The organism is Nonomuraea sp. NPDC059023 (assembly GCF_042740095.1).
Lineage (GTDB): Bacteria > Actinomycetota > Actinomycetes > Streptosporangiales > Streptosporangiaceae > Nonomuraea.
The window spans coordinates 47647-62630 of the sequence record NZ_JBHYIO010000018.1 but is presented as its reverse complement, the minus strand read 5'-3'; the positions used below and the strand labels follow the sequence as shown (position 1 = coordinate 62630).

Below are 14984 nucleotides of genomic sequence, written 5' to 3'. Positions count from 1 at the left end.
CACCTACACCCCACCGCCTGCCCAGCATCGCACCCTATGCCTTCCGTCGGGCGGCCGGAACGTGGGTCAGCTCTCCCGGTACAGCACCAGGTGTTCGTGGTAGAGCACGTTGTCGCGTACGTCTCCGGTGGCGGTGAAGCCCAGGTCGTCGTGGTAGTCGATGTGGGTGCCGGTCACGGTGTAGCGGCCGGTGTAGGCGCGCTTGCGACCGTCTCGTTCCTCTTCGTAGCGGCCGTTGGGAAGAAGCTCCTGGCGAATGCGGCCGTCGGCGGTGACCCACATCCCGACGTAGGGGTGAGGGGCGCTCTGGCCGGAGGCGGCGCAGGCGAGCAGCGTGACGACCAGCCCGAGGAGGTGTAGGGACATCTTGAACATGGGTGGAGATCCTTGAGGTGAAGGACCGTCGGTCAGTGAAGGGTGAGGACGCGGTCGCGTGAGGCGCGCACGTCCTCGCGCAGTTCGGTCAGGTCGATGTCGAGTACGGCCCCGCCCCACTTGCGGACCTGGCCGGCGATGAAGACGACGTCGATGTTGCGCGCGCAGGGTGAGGAGCCCGCCGGCGTACGTCTCCTGGAGCCGGGCCAGGTCAGCAGGCCACTGGCCGTCCCAGTCGCCGAAATGCGGGCGCATCGACGCGTGTACGCCGCGGATGCCGGTGTCGATCAGCGCCCGGATGGCCGCGTCGGAATGGGCGGCGGTGCGGGAGTTGTGGGAGAAGTCCAGCATGGTGGTGATGCCGCTGTCGATGGCGGTCAGCGCGGCCAGCTTGGTGCCGATGTACATGTCCTTCGGCTGGTACGCCGGGGCGATCCCGGCCAGGGTGGAGGTCACGTACTCACCGAGGTCGTTGACGTCGGGCATGATCCGGCGTAGCTGCGCCTCCCAGGCGTGCCGGTGGGTGTCGACGAAGCCGGGCGCCAGGACGGCACCGGCCACGTCGACGACCAGGGCGCCCTCGGCCGGGAGATCAGGGCCGACGGCGGCGATCCCGGTCGCCTTCGATGAGCAGGTCGGCGCGGGGCAGGACGCCGAGGCCGGGGTCCATGGTGACGATGGCGGCACCGGTGAGCAGGATGCGGCGTGCGGGGTCGCCGTCGCGGCGCCGTAGTTCGTCCAAGATGGTGGTCATGTTCAGGTCCTTCGAGAGCGCAGGATGGTGATCTCGGTAAGGAGCTTGCCGAGGTCGGCGAGGCGGAAGAAGGCCGTGAACTTCCTGGGAGCTGCACACCCAGGAACCGTGCGCGGACGTCGAAAAGGCCGGAGCGGTGGCTCCGGCCTCGTCGTTGTGCCGATCGTTAGCTTCCGGCCTCCAGGGCGACGGCCTGGTCCGTCCGTGCCCGGAGGCGCTCGAACGCGGCGGCGGTCGTGGAGGCGGGCTCGGCCTGGTAGACGACGAGCTGCTGGTGAGGGGCGCCGTTGACGGTGAAGGCCGAGAACTGGATGTGCAGGTCGCCGACGCGCGGGTGGCGCAGGTGCTTGCCCTCCTCGGTTTTGGGCTTCACGTCGTGCCGGCTCCACAGGCCGGCGAACTCCCGGCTCGCGGCCGACAACTCGTGCACGACCTCGCCGAGCCGTACCGACTCTGGATCGTGGCCGTAGGCCGCGCGCAGCTCAGCCGCGCACGCGTGCGCCGCCCGCTCCCAATCCTGGTAGAAGTCGCGTCCGGCCGGGTCCAGGAAGACCATGCGGGCCAGGTTGTCAGCTACGGCGAAGCCTTCGTGCAACGCGGCGGCCATGGTGTTGCACGCCAGGATGTCCAGCGCCGGCCCCAGCACGAACGCCGGGGCGGTGGTCCAGATGTCCATGAGCTGGGCCAGCTGGGGGCTGATGGAGGTGCTTTGGCCCCGGCTCCAGGCGCGGGCCGCCGGCGGCTGGAGCAGCCGCCACAGGTGCGCGGTGGCCGCCGGGTCAAGCAGGAGCGCTCGGGCCACGGCCTCGACCACCTGCGGAGACGGGCTGGACTCGCGTCCCTGCTCCAGCCGTACGTAGTAGTCGGCGCTCATCCCCGCCAGCATGGCCACCTCTTCGCGGCGCAGGCCCTTGACCCTCCGGCGCCCGTACTCGGGCAGGCCCACATCCTCGGGTTTGCGCGCTTCCCGGCGCGCACGCAGGAAGTCGCCCAAGGGCGTGCCGCTGCTCATCCGACCACCTGGATCCCATTCCGACGTCCATTGCACGCCACGCTACATAACGGGCGCCGGGTCAACCTGGGTGTAACTCACCCAGTCTGCGCAGGGAGACGAGGACGGCTTCGCCTTTACTCTCAACCCATGGACAGTGAGCGGAACCACCGGCTGGGAGAGTTCCTGCGCGCCCGCCGCGCGCAGGCGCAGCCCCAGCAGATCGGACTGGCCGTGGACGGCCGGCGCCGGGTACCGGGGTTGCGCCGTGAAGAGGTCGCCAGGCTCGCCGGCCTGAGCCCCGGCCACTACGCCCGGCTGGAGCAGGGACGAGGGCCCCGCCCGACACATCAGACCTTGCGGAGTCTGAGCCGGGTGCTCCGGCTGAGCGGCGATGACGCGGTCACGTTGTACCGCCTCGCCCGCCCCGTGTCGCAGCGGCGGCGGCCGGACCGCGTGGAACGGGTGAACCCGGACGTCCTCGCCCTGCTGAACGACTGGACCGTGGCTCCCGCCTACGTTCTGGGCTGGTCTCTCGACATTCTGGTGCGAAACCCGCTGGCAGCGGCCCTGCACAGCCATTTCGTCCTCGGCGACAACCTGCTGCGAATGATCTTCCTTGATCCGGCGGGCGGAGAGTTCTTCCGCGACTGGACCATCGCCGCTCGGGCCGCCGTCCAGGAACTGCACAAGGCAGCCGACCAGGCGCCGGAGGCCCGGCAGGTACGGGAGCTGGTCGGCGAGCTGTCGATCGCCAGCCCGGATTTCCGCAGGTTGTGGGCCGAGCCCGAGCCGCGTGGAGCGATGGTGCACGGCCGCCGGTTCTTCCAGCCCCACGTCGGCGAGTTGCGCCTGAGCACCGAGGTGTTCCCGATCGTCAGCAGTCCCGGCCAGCGATTGATCGCGCACCCCGCCGAGCCGGGCTCCCGCTCCGCCGAGGCCCTGACCCTGCTGGGCACGCTGACCGTCCAGAGGTGATCGCCGGCTCGCTTCAGCCGAGCAACCAGCGAGGCCGGGCACGATGGGCGGCCGGCGCTGGGTGGTTTGCAGGCGGAGCTTCATCACGGCACTTTCCCGAAGAATTTTTGCAAAAGTACTTTGGGAAAGTGGCCGGGAGATCTACGCTTCCGTTATGGGCAGCGAAGTGGACAAGCGCGTACTGGATCCTGAGCATGATGCCGCAGCGCTGAAGGCGCTCACCCACCCCCTGCGCATTCGCCTGCTCGGGCTGCTGCGGCAGGACGGACCCGCCACCGCGAGCGAGCTCGCGGTCAGGACCGGAGAGCCATCCGCTTCCACCAGCTATCACCTGCGGGTCCTGGCGAAGTACGCGTTCGTCGCCGAGGCCGAGCACCGCGACAGGCGGGAGCGCCGGTGGCGGGCGGTGCACCTGGTGACGTCCTGGAACAACAAGGCGATGGACGCCACGCCGGAAAGCCGCGCCTTCGTCAGCTTCGCGCGCAGGCGCCAGATCGAGCACCTGGAGACGTCTCTCGTCCGGCACGAGGCCGACGTCGCCGCCGGGCGGCTCGGCCAAGAGTGGCTGGAACCATCGGGCATCACCGACCGGATGCTGCGGCTGACCCCCGAGTCTCTCGCCGAGCTGTGGCAGGTGCTCGATCGGAAAGTGGAGGAACTGACCACCCGGGACGCGGTCGACCCGCGGGCCGTGCAGGTCATCCTTCTGTCCGCCGGGGTGCCCCTCGCTCCATACACTCCCCCGCCGAGCGAGGACGCGGCCGTTCCCGCCGACACATCGTGACCGAGCCGCTGAATCGGGATGCCGCCCGTCGCCGCGCGCTCTCTTACTGCCGGCACGGCAACGTGTCGCCGATGTGGCTCCGCCGCGGCAATCGCCCAGCACCTCGCCGTACCACGTACGGCTTCCCGTTCTGACCGAAATGGCCCCCCAGGAGACCATGATGTATCCAGACCTCTACCTGTTCGTGGAAGGCGTGCGAGGTCGTGAGCTGCGCGAGGCGGCTGCCCGGCAGCGCAGGGCCCGCGCGTTCGCCTCCGCGTCGGTAGTCAGCGTTTTCGAAGAGCAACTCGGCTGGGCGCTGGTGAGGGCGGGCCTACGGCTCCTGGACCGCCACGCCTGCCGGCCGAACTGGTCACCATTCGCGCCGCACCGGTGATCCTTCAGGGGCGATGTTTCGCGGAACCCGGCGGCTCATCGCCTACCTGGCTTCGATCCCGGCTGCCACTCGTTCGACCGTCCGCTCGGCGAAGGAGCTTGATCGGAATCTCGATGCCGAAAGAGACGCTCATCAGGACGGTGATGCGAATGACGAGCAGGGAGTGACCGCCGATCTTGAGAAGTCATCGAGTGCGCCAGGCCCGGCCGACACCCCAGGCCTGTCGGGGCTCGCTCCCGACCCGGAGGGCCTCAAGCAGTACCTGGCCACGCAGATCTGACTTCCGCGGGCGCTCACCCGACGAAGACGACGCCGGGCCGTCGACGGGTCAGGACGTCGCGGGGTTCAGGACCGCATCGACGGCCATGTAGAGGGTGTCGGTCTCGGACCGCAGGATCGAGCCGTCGGAGGGCAGGGCTCGCTCCAGTGCGAGGCCGTTCAGGACGGTAAGGAGGAATTTCGCGCGCCGAGAGGTGTCGCCGGGGACGAGTGCGCCTTCCTGCGTGAGCACCGTCAGCCAGTACTCCACGCGACGTCGCCCCTCCCGTTCGAGGGCGAAATAGGCTTCCCGCACCTGCTCGGTCGGTTCCGAGGCGATGAAGTGCTCGTGGATCGTGCGGTGCGCTTCGCGTGCGCCGGCGCCGACTCCGGCGGGGGCGAGGACCTGGCGCAGGCAGTCGACGAGCCGGTCCCGGGCCGGCGCGTCCCGATCGTGGATCCGGTCTTCGGAGACGACCACGTCGTACAGACGAGTGAGCACCTCGTCCTGGAGCGCGCGCTGCGTCGGGAAGTGGAAGCGGAGGGATCCGGTGCTCACTCCCGCGCGCGCGGCGACCGCTCGCACGCTGAGCTTCGCCCCGGGATTTTCTCCGATCAGCTGCATCGCCGCCAGGAGAACCTTGTCCCGGCTGCTCAACTGCTCGTTCTGATCCGTCATCGCATGAGCCTCCGCCTCACTCGTTCACAGCACTATCACACTGTACTAGCACGCTGTGATAGATTGGCCGTCAGAGCGACTAACACAGTGTGTTAGTCGAGTTGAGGCGACCCAGGGAGCACATGGTGAAGGCATGGCGGCGCAGCCGGGCGATCCGGCGGGTCAAGCGGGGCGACGGGCGTCCTCTTCAGCGCTTCCGCTGGTGGCAGTTGCCGTCAGGGCGCGCACTGTTCCACCTCCGGCCCTCAGCCGATGGCCGACGAACTGGGACGTATGCCGTCGACGTGCGGCGCTGGGACAACCGGTCGGGCGGCGAGAGCACGGCACACCTGTATCTCGACGGCCGCCATCACGCCCAGTCCAGGATCCCCGCCGCGTTCCCGCTGGAGGACGGCGTCATCGAGGTCGCGACGAGCAGCTTCGGGATCAAGCGCTGCCACTACGTCACCACCACCGGCGAGGAGCACCAGCTTGTTCCCGACCCGAAATCGGGAGAGGGCAGGCGGGCCCGTCTCGAACGTGATCATCCGACGGCGAGCCGCGTGGTCGCCGCCGCCTCGGTCGTGCTGCTCGTGATCGGCCTAGGGCTGAACCTCCCGCAGATCATCGGGCCGATCTCGCAGGCGCCGCCCATCGCCGAGAACCTCGGCACCTTCACCTCCCCCATCCACCTGCCGCTCTGGCTCAACGTCACGCTCGCCCTCGGCGCCGCGCTGGCCAGCGTGGAAAGGGCGCTGCGACTGCGCTACCACTGGCTGCTCGACGCCGGGGGCAACTGACAGGCCGGGTCCGGCACATCATCCGAGAAACGGACACGACACCCATGAACCTCCTTCTTCGGCCATTCCCGATCATCCGTGCCGACGTGCGCGCGTACCTGCTGATCAACGCCCTCGTCTACGGGGCGCTCCTCCTGGGCATGGGCCTGGCCATGATCTTCCCCGATCTCCACGCCGCGCGGACGTCCTCGTTCGTCGACGGCGGCCAAGGGGCGCTCGTCGACACCGTGATCGGTAGCCCCTGGACCTTCGGCGTGACCATCTTCCTGGTCAACGTGTTCGCGACAGCGCTACTGCTCATCGTCCTGCCGTCGCTCGTGATCCCCTTCGCGGGCCTCCTAGTCTTCGTGATCAAGACGATCGACATCGGAATCATCCTGGCGCCCGTCAACCGGACATCGGCGCTGATCCTCATCCCGCACTCGCCGACCATCCTCATCGAGTTCCAGGCCTACGTACTGGTGATGTTCGGCGCCTACCTGCTGGGCAGGTCGTGGCTCCGGCCGGCGACAGTGGGCGCCACCACGCGACGACAGGCCTATGTGCGCGGCCTGAGCCGACTCGGCCGGCTCTGGCCCACGGCGCTCGCGCTCTTCGTCATCGGTGCCGTCTACGAGGCCATAGAGATCTACTACCTCGTACCGCTGGTGCTCGGCGCCTGACCGTCCCCATGGAACGCGCCGACCGGCGCCCGCAAGCAGATCAGTCCTTCGCTTCGCGGACGTCCTTTCCCAGTTCGGCGAATGCCTTGAAGTCCTGCATGTGCTGTAGCGACTGCTTGCGGAAGGCGCCGGGCATCAGGAGCCCCACCAGCCGCATCAGCACGCCGCTGAACCGGTACTCGCTCTCGCTCACCCAGAGCGTCGTCTCCGGACCGGCTTCGGTCAGCCGCTCGCGCGCGACGCTCCACATGCCCTCGCCGGCGATCTCGCGGTCGAAGGAGACGACGCTTCCCACCGGAATCTCGCGCAGGTCCGCCGGCTCCCGGCGCGTGATGGTCTCGATGCCCTCGAACCTCTGCCGCCCCGTCTGCATCACGACCCGCGATTTGGTACCGACCTGCCCGTGCACCCCGCTCAGCGGCTCGTGCAGCACCAGGCCCCGCAGCCACATCGGCAGGTGTGCCGGGTCGGCGAGCAACTGGACCACCCTGTCCCGCGGCAGGGCGATCTCGATCGAGACGGTGTACTTCATGGCCGTGCGCTCCAGGCTTCCAGGTGAACGGGGCATCCTCGCCGCACACAAGTCTGCCGCTTGATCACGATGGACGGAGCATGCCGTCCCGTACCGCCTCAGCTGAACGCGGTCGTCAGACGGTCAGGACGTTGCGGAAGCGGGCCTTGTTCATGGTCTGGAACGCCTCCTCGGCCGACTCCAGCGGGAAGGTCTCGACTAGCGGCCTGACACCGGTGAGCGCGGCGAAGTTCATCGCGTCCTCGCTGTCCTTGGCGTGCCCGCTGTACCAGCCGTCGACCCCGCGGCGGCCGAAGACCAGCAGGTCGCCGCTGACCGGGATGGGCTGGTGGTCGTGGTCGGCGGCGATCACGACCAGCCGGCCGTTCGGGCGCAGGCCCTGGACGATGTCGCCCTGGGCGGCGGCCACGCCGACCGTGCCGAGGATGATCCGCGCGCCGCCGAGGTCGGCCAGCGCCCGCCCCGCGCTGCCCTCGTCGCTGTCGACGTACTCGTCCGCGCCCAGCTGACGGGCCAGGCTCTCCTTGTCGCGGCCGCGGTTGACGGCGATGACGCGCAGGCCCATCTTGTCGGCGTACTGCAGGGCCAGGTGACCCAGGCCGCCGACACCGTGCACGGCGACGGTGTCACCGGGACGGACGCCGCTGTTGCGCAGCGCGTTGTAGGTGGTGACGCCGGCGCACATGAGCGGCGCGGCCTCCTGCGGGGTCAGCGCGTCGGGGACGCGGGCCAGCGCGGCCTGCGGGGCGATCATGTACTCGGCGTACCCGCCGTCGTAGCTGACGCCGACGATCATGCGCTGCTCGCAGTTGACGAAGTCGCCCTGGCGGCAGAAGTCGCAGACGAAGCAGTGCCCGCCGTGCCAGCCGACTCCGACGCGGGTGCCGGGCTGCCAGGTGGTCACGCCTTCGCCGACGGCGTCGACGACGCCCGCGATCTCGTGGCCGGGGATGCGCGGCAGCCGCACGCCGAGCAGGCCGAAGCGGGCGACGGCGTCGCCGCCGCAGACGCCGCAGGCCTGCACCCGGACGCGAACCTGGCCGGGACCTGGCGCGGGCACCGAGGCCTCGGTGAGGGTGAACGGGGCGCCGGGCCGGGTGACCTGGACCGCGCGCATGGTGGTGGGGCTCATGAATCCATGTCCTTCTGTTCAGATGGGTCAGTTACCCGACCGAGCGGGGGATATCGGCAATACTAGCGCGCTGTTAACGCTGATACAACCGACGCTATCATGTTCTTGTTATCAGCGATAGCGCCCCGTCCTCATGCCAGCGATAGCAAGAGTTTGTTACCGTTGATTCATGGTGAGGCGTGATGACATGCGGGAGCGGATCATCGCCGCGGCGGCGGACCTGCTCGCAACAGAGGGCCAGGAGGCGGTGACGACCCGCTCGGTCAGCGCGGCCGCCGGAGTCCAGCCGCCCGCCATCTACCGGCTGTTCGGCGACATGCAGGGCCTGCTGGACACGGTCGCCGCCGACGGCTTCGCCCGCTACCTGGCCGAGAAGAAGGACCGGGCGCCCTCCGCCGACCCGATCGACGACCTGCGGGCCGGCTGGGACCTGCACGTGGAGTTCGGGTTGCGGCACCCGGCGCACTACCGGCTGATGTACCAGCAGCACGGCGCCGACGAGGCCGCCCGGCAGGCGCAGGAGATCCTGCGGGGCATCCTGCGCCGCGCCGCCGCGGCGGGCCTGCTGCGTGTGCCGGTGGAGCGCGCCGCGCAAATGGTGCACGCGAGCTCCATGGGCGTCACCCTCACCCTGATCTCGCTGCCGCCCGGAGAGCGGGACCTGACGCTGTCGGCCGCGTTGCGCGAGTCCGTCCTGGCCGCGCTCACCGTGAACGAGCCCGGCGGGCCCGAGCGCGACCCGGTCCGGCACGCCGTCGCGCTACGGGCTCTCCTGGGTGAGATGGAGGGCGGCTTCACCCCCGGCGAGCGGGCGCTGCTCGGCGAGCTGCTGGACCGGTTCGGCGAGCCCGCCTGACCTAAGCGCGACCGGGAAGCCGGCGAACCAGGTACTCCCACACCTGCTCGACGGCCGCCGGATGAAAGATGTGCTCGCGCTTGGCCAGGGACTCGCCGGGATTCGACCAGGTCGGCCAGGTGCCGAAGCCCCGGGTGATCCACTGCTGGTACGCGGCGCGTTCCAGGATGATCGCGGCGACGGTGGCGGCCCGCAGGGTGGGACCGACGGTGACGATGCCGTGGTTGACCAGGAAGACAGCCGAGGCGTCTGCCAGCGTCGCGGCCACCGACCGCCCCAGCGCGGGAGTGAGGATGAGGTCGGCGGTGCCGGTGAAGCGCGGCACCCCGGGCGGGACGAAGAAGTTGGCGGCGTGGCTGACGGGCAGCAACTCCTGGCCTGCGGCGGCGAGCGCGACGGCGTAGGGCGAGTGGGTGTGCACGACGCCGCCGACGTCGGCGCGGGCCGCCATGATCTCGGTGTGGATCGGGTACTCGCTGTGCCGCGGCCCCTCCCCTTCCAGCACCTCGCCGGCCGGGCTGACCAACTGGACACGTGACGGGGTCACCTCCTCCAGGCCCCACCCGGCGGCCTTGATCCAGACGCCGCGGCCCTCGGGGTCGCGGGCGGAGGAGTGGCCCCAGACCAGGTCGCCCTGGTCACCGGCGCCGAGGATGCGGGAGGACAGCGAGACAAGCTCGCGGATCTGGTCGCTCATCGGTGCACCAGCCCGCCGTTCACACTGATCGTCTGCCCCGTCAGGTAGGCGGAGCCGTCGCCGAGCAGGAACATCAGCGTGCCCGTCAGGTCGTCCGGTCCTCCGGGCCGGCGCAGTGCCTGCGCCGCGATCATCGCTTCGCGCTGGGCGGGGGTGACGGTCTCGCGGGCGACCTCGGTGTAGACGGGGCCCGGCGACAGCGTGTTGACGCGGATGCCGTACTCCCCCAGCTCGCGGGCCATCGAGTACGTCATTCCGTGCACGCCGCCCTTGCTGGCGACGTAGTGCAGATAGCCGGTACGGCCCAGCCGCACGGCGTCGGAGCCGATGTTCACGACGCTGGCCGACGCCGAGGCGCACAGCAGCGGCAGCAGCGCGGAGACCAGCAGCCAGGGCCCCCGCAGGTTGACCGCCATCAGCCGGTCCCATTCCTCGTCGGTGATCTCCCAGAAGGGTTTCATCGTGATGGTGCTGAAGATGGCCGCGTTGTTGACCAGCCCGTCCACATGGCCGTAGGAGTCGGTCAGGTACGCCGCCAGCGCCTGGCAGCTCGCCCGCTCGGCGACGTCGAGCCGGTACGCGACCGCCTTGCCCGGCCCGCCGAGCGAGGAGGCGGTGGCTTCGGCGCCTTCGCGGTCGCGGTCGGCGAGCACCACGGTGGCGCCCTCCTCGACCAGGCGCCGGGCGTACGCGGCGCCGATGCCCTGGGCCGCGCCGGTGACCACGATGATCTTCTGGGCGAGGGTCATGCCAGGCTCCAGGTGCGGTAGGAGGGTTCGTCGGCGGGGACGATCTCGGTGGACAGCAGGGTGAGGCACCCCGGGCAGAACGCCTGGCGCAGCACGATCGGCCGGTCCACGAAGGCAGCGGGGTCGGCGTGCACGCCGGGCCCGGCTTCCACCGACGGCCGCTCGCGCCGCAGGGCGTGTGTCATCGGCGCGGTGACGTGGTCGCCCACGCGGGTGTCGCAGTGCCTGCACAGCACCGCCCCGGCGACGTCGGCGCGCAGGTTGACGTCGAGGTTCACGCGATCGCTCCTTCCGCGAGGCCGGGCGGGATCAGCCCGGCGCGTTCGTGGCGCAGCCGCCGTCGCAGGGTGGCGGTGGCCTCGTGGTCGGCCGTACGCTCCCGGGTGAGCGCGACGCCGTAGACCTCGTTCGCCGCGCGCTCCGAAACCTTGCCGTCGCGCACGTCGGCGGCGACCCGTTCCGGTTCGCGGTGCAGCGGGTCGCCGATCCCGCCGCCGCCCTGCCAATGGGTGAAGTACACGTCGCCGGCCTCCAGATCGGTCTCCAGGTGCGGCGGCAGCGTGTCGGGCGCGCCGCCGAGCTCTTCGATGGACTGCGGGATGCGCCCGTCGGCCAGTTGCTCCCGCACGCTGGAGCCGCGGATCAGCACGTCCCACTGCGTGGCGGCCGGGTAGCCGCCCGACAGGCCCGGCGCCTGCGGCACGGACTTGCCGTTGGCGGAGACCACCAGGTGCACGCCCCCCGCCGGGGAGTCGTACGGGATGAAGCAGCTTGAGGCGCCGACGCCGCCCCGCCAGCGGCCGGGCCCGCCCGAGTCGGCTTCCTCGCGCCGCCACAGGTACAACATGGGGAAGCTGAACTCGTTGATCTCGACGTCGGCGATGCGGCCCATCGGGATGCAGTTCTCGCCGCCGGTGTCGACGCCGTCACCGTCGATCCTGGCGCCGAGCCCGCCGGCCATGGAGTCGCACAGCATGGTGGCGAAGCCGTTGCCGCGCTGGTCGACCCCGGCCAGCAGGGCCAGGTCGAAGGTGCCCGAGCACACGCTCATCGCCGACCTGCTCAGCTCCGGGTGGGTGCCCAGCATGGCGGCGACCGTCTCGGAGACGGCGTTCTGGGTGGCCCACGCGGAGTTCACCGACCCCTTGCCGATGCCCGCGGGGAAGGTGCAGTTGTTGATCGTGCCCGGTTCGCTGACGATGTCGACGCAGCGCAGGATTCCGCCCGGTGACCAGGGCAGGTCCGGGCAGAGCATGGTCAGCATGATCGGCAGGATGCCGCCGCGCAGCCCGGCCAGGGTGCAGTTGATGATGCCGTCCACCTGGGGGTCGGTGCCGGAGAAGTCGAAGACGAGCCGGTCGTCGCGCTTGGTCATCCCCACGACGATCTTGTGGATGCCGCGGTCGCCGGCGCGGGCGCCGTCCTGGTGCGCGACCGCCGACCAGGTGCCGTCGGGCAGGTCACGCAGTTTGGCGCGCAGCCGGGTCTCGGCGTCGTTCATCATCTTCTTCATCACGGCCTTGACCGTGTCGGGCCCGTACCTGGCGATCAGCGCGGTGATCCGGTCGTGCGCCACGTTGTTGGCGCCGATCTTGGCGCGCAGGTCCAGGCCGACCAGCTTGGGCACGCGCGAGCGGCGCAGGTACATGTCCTCGATGTCGGAGCGCAGCCGCCGCCCCTCCACGATCTTCACCGGCGGGATCGGCAGCGACTCCCAGAACACGTCGTGACCCTCGACGGACCAGCTGCCCGGTGACACCCCGCCGAGGTCGACCTGGTGGGCGACGACGCTGGTCCAGCAGAACAGCTCGCCCTCGTGGAAGACCGGGGCGAGCACGGTGACGTCGTTCTGGTGCAGGCCGCCGCCGATCCACGGGTCGTTGAGCAGGAACTGGTCGCCCGGCCCTATGCCGGGGTTGACCGAGCGGTTGCGCAGAGTCCAGCGCACCGCCATGTCCAGGGCGGAGCCGAGCTGCATGTTGTACAGGCCGACCTGGACGGTCTCACCACTCTCGTCCATGATCCCGGTGCCGAAGTCGTTGCAGTCGGTCACCACGACGGAGCCGGACATGCGCTTGACCGCCTCGCCCATGTCGTCGGTGATGGCGACCAGGCGATGCCGGATCACCTCGTAGGTCAGCGCGTCGACCCGATCGGGCGCGTCGTCGCCGACCGTGTGCAGGGTGAGCTCACCGAAGGTGTCCGTGTCGTCGAGCGGCCGGTCGGTCTGCGCGAAGCGCTCGGAACCGGAGACGGGGATGATGGGCATCAGAGGTCTCCCTTGAAACGGATCACGAGGTTGCCGAGCCGGTCGACGGTGGCGTGTGTGCCAGGAGGCAGGGCGACCGTGGTGGTGGGCGCCTCCACGACCGCCGGTCCGCTGATCCGGTGGCCGGTGCCCAGCGAGCCGTAGTCGTAGATCGTCGCGGGCTCGCGTCCGGCGCGGATGTCCAGGAACACCTCGCGTACGCCGCTGGGCTCGGGGCTTTCCCCGGCGGGTTCCGGGTGGTCGGGCAGGGTCGGCGCGATGGGCAGCGTGCCGACGGCGCGCACGCGGTAGGTGATGAGCTGCAGGCCGGCGTCGGGGAATCCGGTGCCCTCGCCGTACAGGGCCTCATAGCGGGTTTCGAAGGCGGCGCCGGTCCGCTCGACCTGCTCGGCGGTGAGGGTGCCACCCGGCACGGGCGTGGACACCTCGGCCAGCTGCATGGTGTATCGGATGTCGGCTTCCCGCTCGTAGGCGATGGCGGAGAAGGTCAGTCCCTGTTCGGACAGGCGCTGTTCCAGTTCGGCTTCGAGCGAGGCGTACACCGCGTTGGCCGTCGCCGGATCGACCGGCATGGGCGCGGGCTTGGAGCGTTCCGCGGTGAGGACGATGTCGGAGGCGGCCAGGCCGAAGGCGGAGAACACCGCGGCCGTCGAGCCGAGCGGCACCACGACCTCCCTGACACCGAGGTCCCTGGAGTAGCTCGCGCAGTGCATCGGGCCCGCGCCGCCGAAGGCGTACAGGGTGAACTCCCGAGGGTCCTGCCCGGAGTTGACCACCACCTTGCGGACCAGGTCGGCGGTCTGCGCGTTCTGGATCGCGTAGATCGCGGCCGCGGCCTCCTCGACCGACATCTCCAGTGGCGTGGCCACCGCCTTGTCGATGGCCTCGCGAGCCGGCTCCACCTCCAGCCGCTTGCGCCCGCCGAGGAAGTTGTCCGGGTTGATGATGCCCAGCACCAGGTCGGCGTCGGTGACCGTCGGCTCCCAGCCGCCCTCGCCGTAACAGGCGGGGCCGGGGCGTGCCCCGGCGCTGCGCGGGCCGACGCGCAGGTTGCCGCCCGGATCGACCCAGGCGATGGCGCCGCCGCCGGCGCCGATGGTGTGCACGTCCACCATCGGGGTGCTGATCGTGTACTGGTTGAGCACCGTGCCGGCCGTGGTCACCGGCTTGCCGTCCACGACGAGCCCGACCAGGAACGTGGTGCCGCCCATGTCGGTGGAGATGACCTTGCGGGTGCCCAGCGCTCCGGCCATCCGGGTGCAGCCGACGACGCCGCCGGTGAGCACCGAGCCGATGGTGGTGATGCCGTGTGCGGGAGCGTCCTTCGCCGTCACACATCCGCCGGAGCCCTGCATGACCAGCAGCGCCCCGGTCAGCCCGCGGCGGCGCAGCTCGGCTTCGAGGGGTTCGAGGTAGGCGCCGAGTCTCGGCCCGACCTGGGTGTTCATGATGGTGGTGACGCTGCGCGAGTACTCCCGGATGCGGGGGCTGACATCGCTGGACAGCGCCACGTACAGGCCGGGGGCCTCCTCGTGGATCAGCTCGCGCACCCGCCGCTCGTGCGCGGGCTCGCGGAACGACCACAGGAACGACACGGCGATCGCCTCCACGCCGCCGGCGACGAGCTCGCGCACCGCCTCGCGTACGCCCCGCTCGTCCAGCGGCACGACCACGGCGCCCTTGTAGTCGATACGGCCGTCGATCTCCTTGATCCGGTGGCGCGGCACCAGCGCGGCCGGCTTGGCGGTGCGCGCCATGTGCTGGATCTCGTCCGCGCCCAGGCCGGCGTAGCGTCCTTCGAGATTCATGATGCTGATGGAGTCGGCGTGCCCTCGGGTGGTCAGGAAGCCGACGTCGGCGACGTCGCCGGTGACCAGCGCGTTCAGGGTCGAGGTGGTGCCGTGCACGATGTATTCGGTCTGCGCCAGCAACTCGGCGACACTGATGCCGAGCTCGGCGGCCAGTTCGTCGATGGCGTTGAGGAAGCCCTCGGCGAAGTCGGGCGGCGTGGACGGGGTCTTGGCGGCGGCCAGCCGGTTGTGCTGGTCGGCGGCGAACGCGTCGGTGAACGTGCCGCCGGTGTCGATGCCTATGACGTACGGCATGGATGCTC

18 protein-coding genes are annotated in these 14984 nt (G+C 70.2%); 7 read left to right on the top strand and 11 right to left on the bottom strand.

The genetic code is table 11. The annotated features are described in order from the left end of the window. Positions 1–66 precede the first annotated feature (66 nt). The 3 genes from ACFWYW_RS28810 to ACFWYW_RS28800 all read right to left on the bottom strand — a co-directional run bounded on the left by ACFWYW_RS28810 (position 67) and on the right by ACFWYW_RS28800 (position 2141). Complete coding sequence (locus ACFWYW_RS28810) at positions 67–936, bottom strand: Atu4866 domain-containing protein (RefSeq protein ID WP_379615866.1); 870 nt, start codon at positions 934–936, stop codon at positions 67–69. A gap of 31 nt (positions 937–967) precedes the next feature. Then, complete coding sequence (locus ACFWYW_RS28805) at positions 968–1129, bottom strand: hypothetical protein (RefSeq protein ID WP_379615864.1); 162 nt, start codon at positions 1127–1129, stop codon at positions 968–970. Between the two features lie 166 nt (positions 1130–1295). Beyond that, entirely contained in the window at positions 1296–2141 is an 846-nt protein-coding gene (locus ACFWYW_RS28800) for a helix-turn-helix transcriptional regulator (protein ID WP_379615862.1), read from the bottom strand. A gap of 129 nt (positions 2142–2270) precedes the next feature. On the opposite strand from ACFWYW_RS28800, the gene ACFWYW_RS28795 reads away from it, so the two are divergent. From ACFWYW_RS28795 to ACFWYW_RS28780, 4 genes are all read left to right on the top strand, one after another. Further along, on the top strand, positions 2271–3098 hold the full coding sequence (locus ACFWYW_RS28795; RefSeq protein WP_379615860.1) for a helix-turn-helix domain-containing protein: 828 nt from the start codon (positions 2271–2273) through the stop codon (positions 3096–3098). Positions 3099–3252: 154 nt separating this feature from the next. Continuing rightward, on the top strand, positions 3253–3882 hold the full coding sequence (locus tag ACFWYW_RS28790; protein WP_379615858.1) for a helix-turn-helix domain-containing protein: 630 nt from the start codon (positions 3253–3255) through the stop codon (positions 3880–3882). 157 nt (positions 3883–4039) lie between these two features. Beyond that, positions 4040–4258 carry a hypothetical protein gene (locus ACFWYW_RS28785; protein WP_379615856.1) on the top strand — a complete coding sequence of 73 codons (219 nt, stop codon included), beginning with the start codon at positions 4040–4042 and terminating at the stop codon, positions 4256–4258. Between the two features lie 13 nt (positions 4259–4271). Then, the gene (locus tag ACFWYW_RS28780) at positions 4272–4538 is read left to right on the top strand and encodes a hypothetical protein (RefSeq protein WP_379615854.1); all 267 of its coding nucleotides are present in this window, start codon (positions 4272–4274) and stop codon (positions 4536–4538) included. Positions 4539–4586: 48 nt separating this feature from the next. Here the strand turns inward: ACFWYW_RS28780 and ACFWYW_RS28775 are convergent, their stop codons facing one another. Continuing rightward, positions 4587–5195, bottom strand: coding sequence for a TetR/AcrR family transcriptional regulator (locus tag ACFWYW_RS28775; protein ID WP_379615852.1), 609 nt, complete (start codon positions 5193–5195; stop codon positions 4587–4589). A gap of 284 nt (positions 5196–5479) precedes the next feature. Between ACFWYW_RS28775 and ACFWYW_RS28770 the strand changes: the two genes are divergently transcribed. After that, positions 5480–5974, top strand: coding sequence for a hypothetical protein (locus tag ACFWYW_RS28770; protein WP_379615850.1), 495 nt, complete (start codon positions 5480–5482; stop codon positions 5972–5974). A gap of 44 nt (positions 5975–6018) precedes the next feature. Further along, complete coding sequence (locus ACFWYW_RS28765) at positions 6019–6636, top strand: stage II sporulation protein M (protein ID WP_379615848.1); 618 nt, start codon at positions 6019–6021, stop codon at positions 6634–6636. A gap of 40 nt (positions 6637–6676) precedes the next feature. On the opposite strand, the gene ACFWYW_RS28760 is transcribed toward ACFWYW_RS28765, so the two are convergent. Both ACFWYW_RS28760 and ACFWYW_RS28755 read right to left on the bottom strand, forming a co-directional pair. After that, positions 6677–7168, bottom strand: coding sequence for an SRPBCC family protein (locus tag ACFWYW_RS28760; protein WP_379615846.1), 492 nt, complete (start codon positions 7166–7168; stop codon positions 6677–6679). Between the two features lie 115 nt (positions 7169–7283). Then, positions 7284–8300: an alcohol dehydrogenase gene (locus ACFWYW_RS28755; RefSeq protein WP_379615844.1), complete on the bottom strand. Its 1017-nt coding sequence runs from the start codon at positions 8298–8300 to the stop codon at positions 7284–7286. A gap of 169 nt (positions 8301–8469) precedes the next feature. On the opposite strand from ACFWYW_RS28755, the gene ACFWYW_RS28750 reads away from it, so the two are divergent. Next, positions 8470–9156 carry a TetR/AcrR family transcriptional regulator gene (locus tag ACFWYW_RS28750; protein ID WP_379615842.1) on the top strand — a complete coding sequence of 229 codons (687 nt, stop codon included), beginning with the start codon at positions 8470–8472 and terminating at the stop codon, positions 9154–9156. A 1-nt stretch (position 9157) separates the two neighbouring features. Here ACFWYW_RS28750 and ACFWYW_RS28745 read toward each other — a convergent pair whose 3' ends face one another. From ACFWYW_RS28745 to ACFWYW_RS28725, 5 genes are read right to left on the bottom strand one after another with little or no spacing between them, the layout of a single operon-like run. After that, a complete protein-coding gene (locus ACFWYW_RS28745; RefSeq protein WP_379615840.1) occupies positions 9158–9853 on the bottom strand; it encodes a class II aldolase/adducin family protein in 696 nt (231 codons plus the stop codon). Beyond that, positions 9850–10602 (bottom strand): SDR family NAD(P)-dependent oxidoreductase, encoded by a 753-nt coding sequence (locus ACFWYW_RS28740; protein ID WP_379615838.1) that lies wholly within the window; start codon positions 10600–10602, stop codon positions 9850–9852. The genes ACFWYW_RS28745 and ACFWYW_RS28740 overlap by 4 nt, the downstream gene beginning before the upstream one ends. Next, complete coding sequence (locus ACFWYW_RS28735; protein WP_379615836.1) at positions 10599–10880, bottom strand: hypothetical protein; 282 nt, start codon at positions 10878–10880, stop codon at positions 10599–10601. Before ACFWYW_RS28735 ends, ACFWYW_RS28740 begins: the two co-directional genes overlap by 4 nt. After that, entirely contained in the window at positions 10877–12871 is a 1995-nt protein-coding gene (locus ACFWYW_RS28730; protein ID WP_379615834.1) for a hydantoinase B/oxoprolinase family protein, read from the bottom strand. The genes ACFWYW_RS28735 and ACFWYW_RS28730 overlap by 4 nt, the downstream gene beginning before the upstream one ends. Continuing rightward, entirely contained in the window at positions 12871–14976 is a 2106-nt protein-coding gene (locus ACFWYW_RS28725; RefSeq protein WP_379615832.1) for a hydantoinase/oxoprolinase family protein, read from the bottom strand. The genes ACFWYW_RS28730 and ACFWYW_RS28725 overlap by 1 nt, the downstream gene beginning before the upstream one ends. Positions 14977–14984 lie beyond the last annotated feature (8 nt).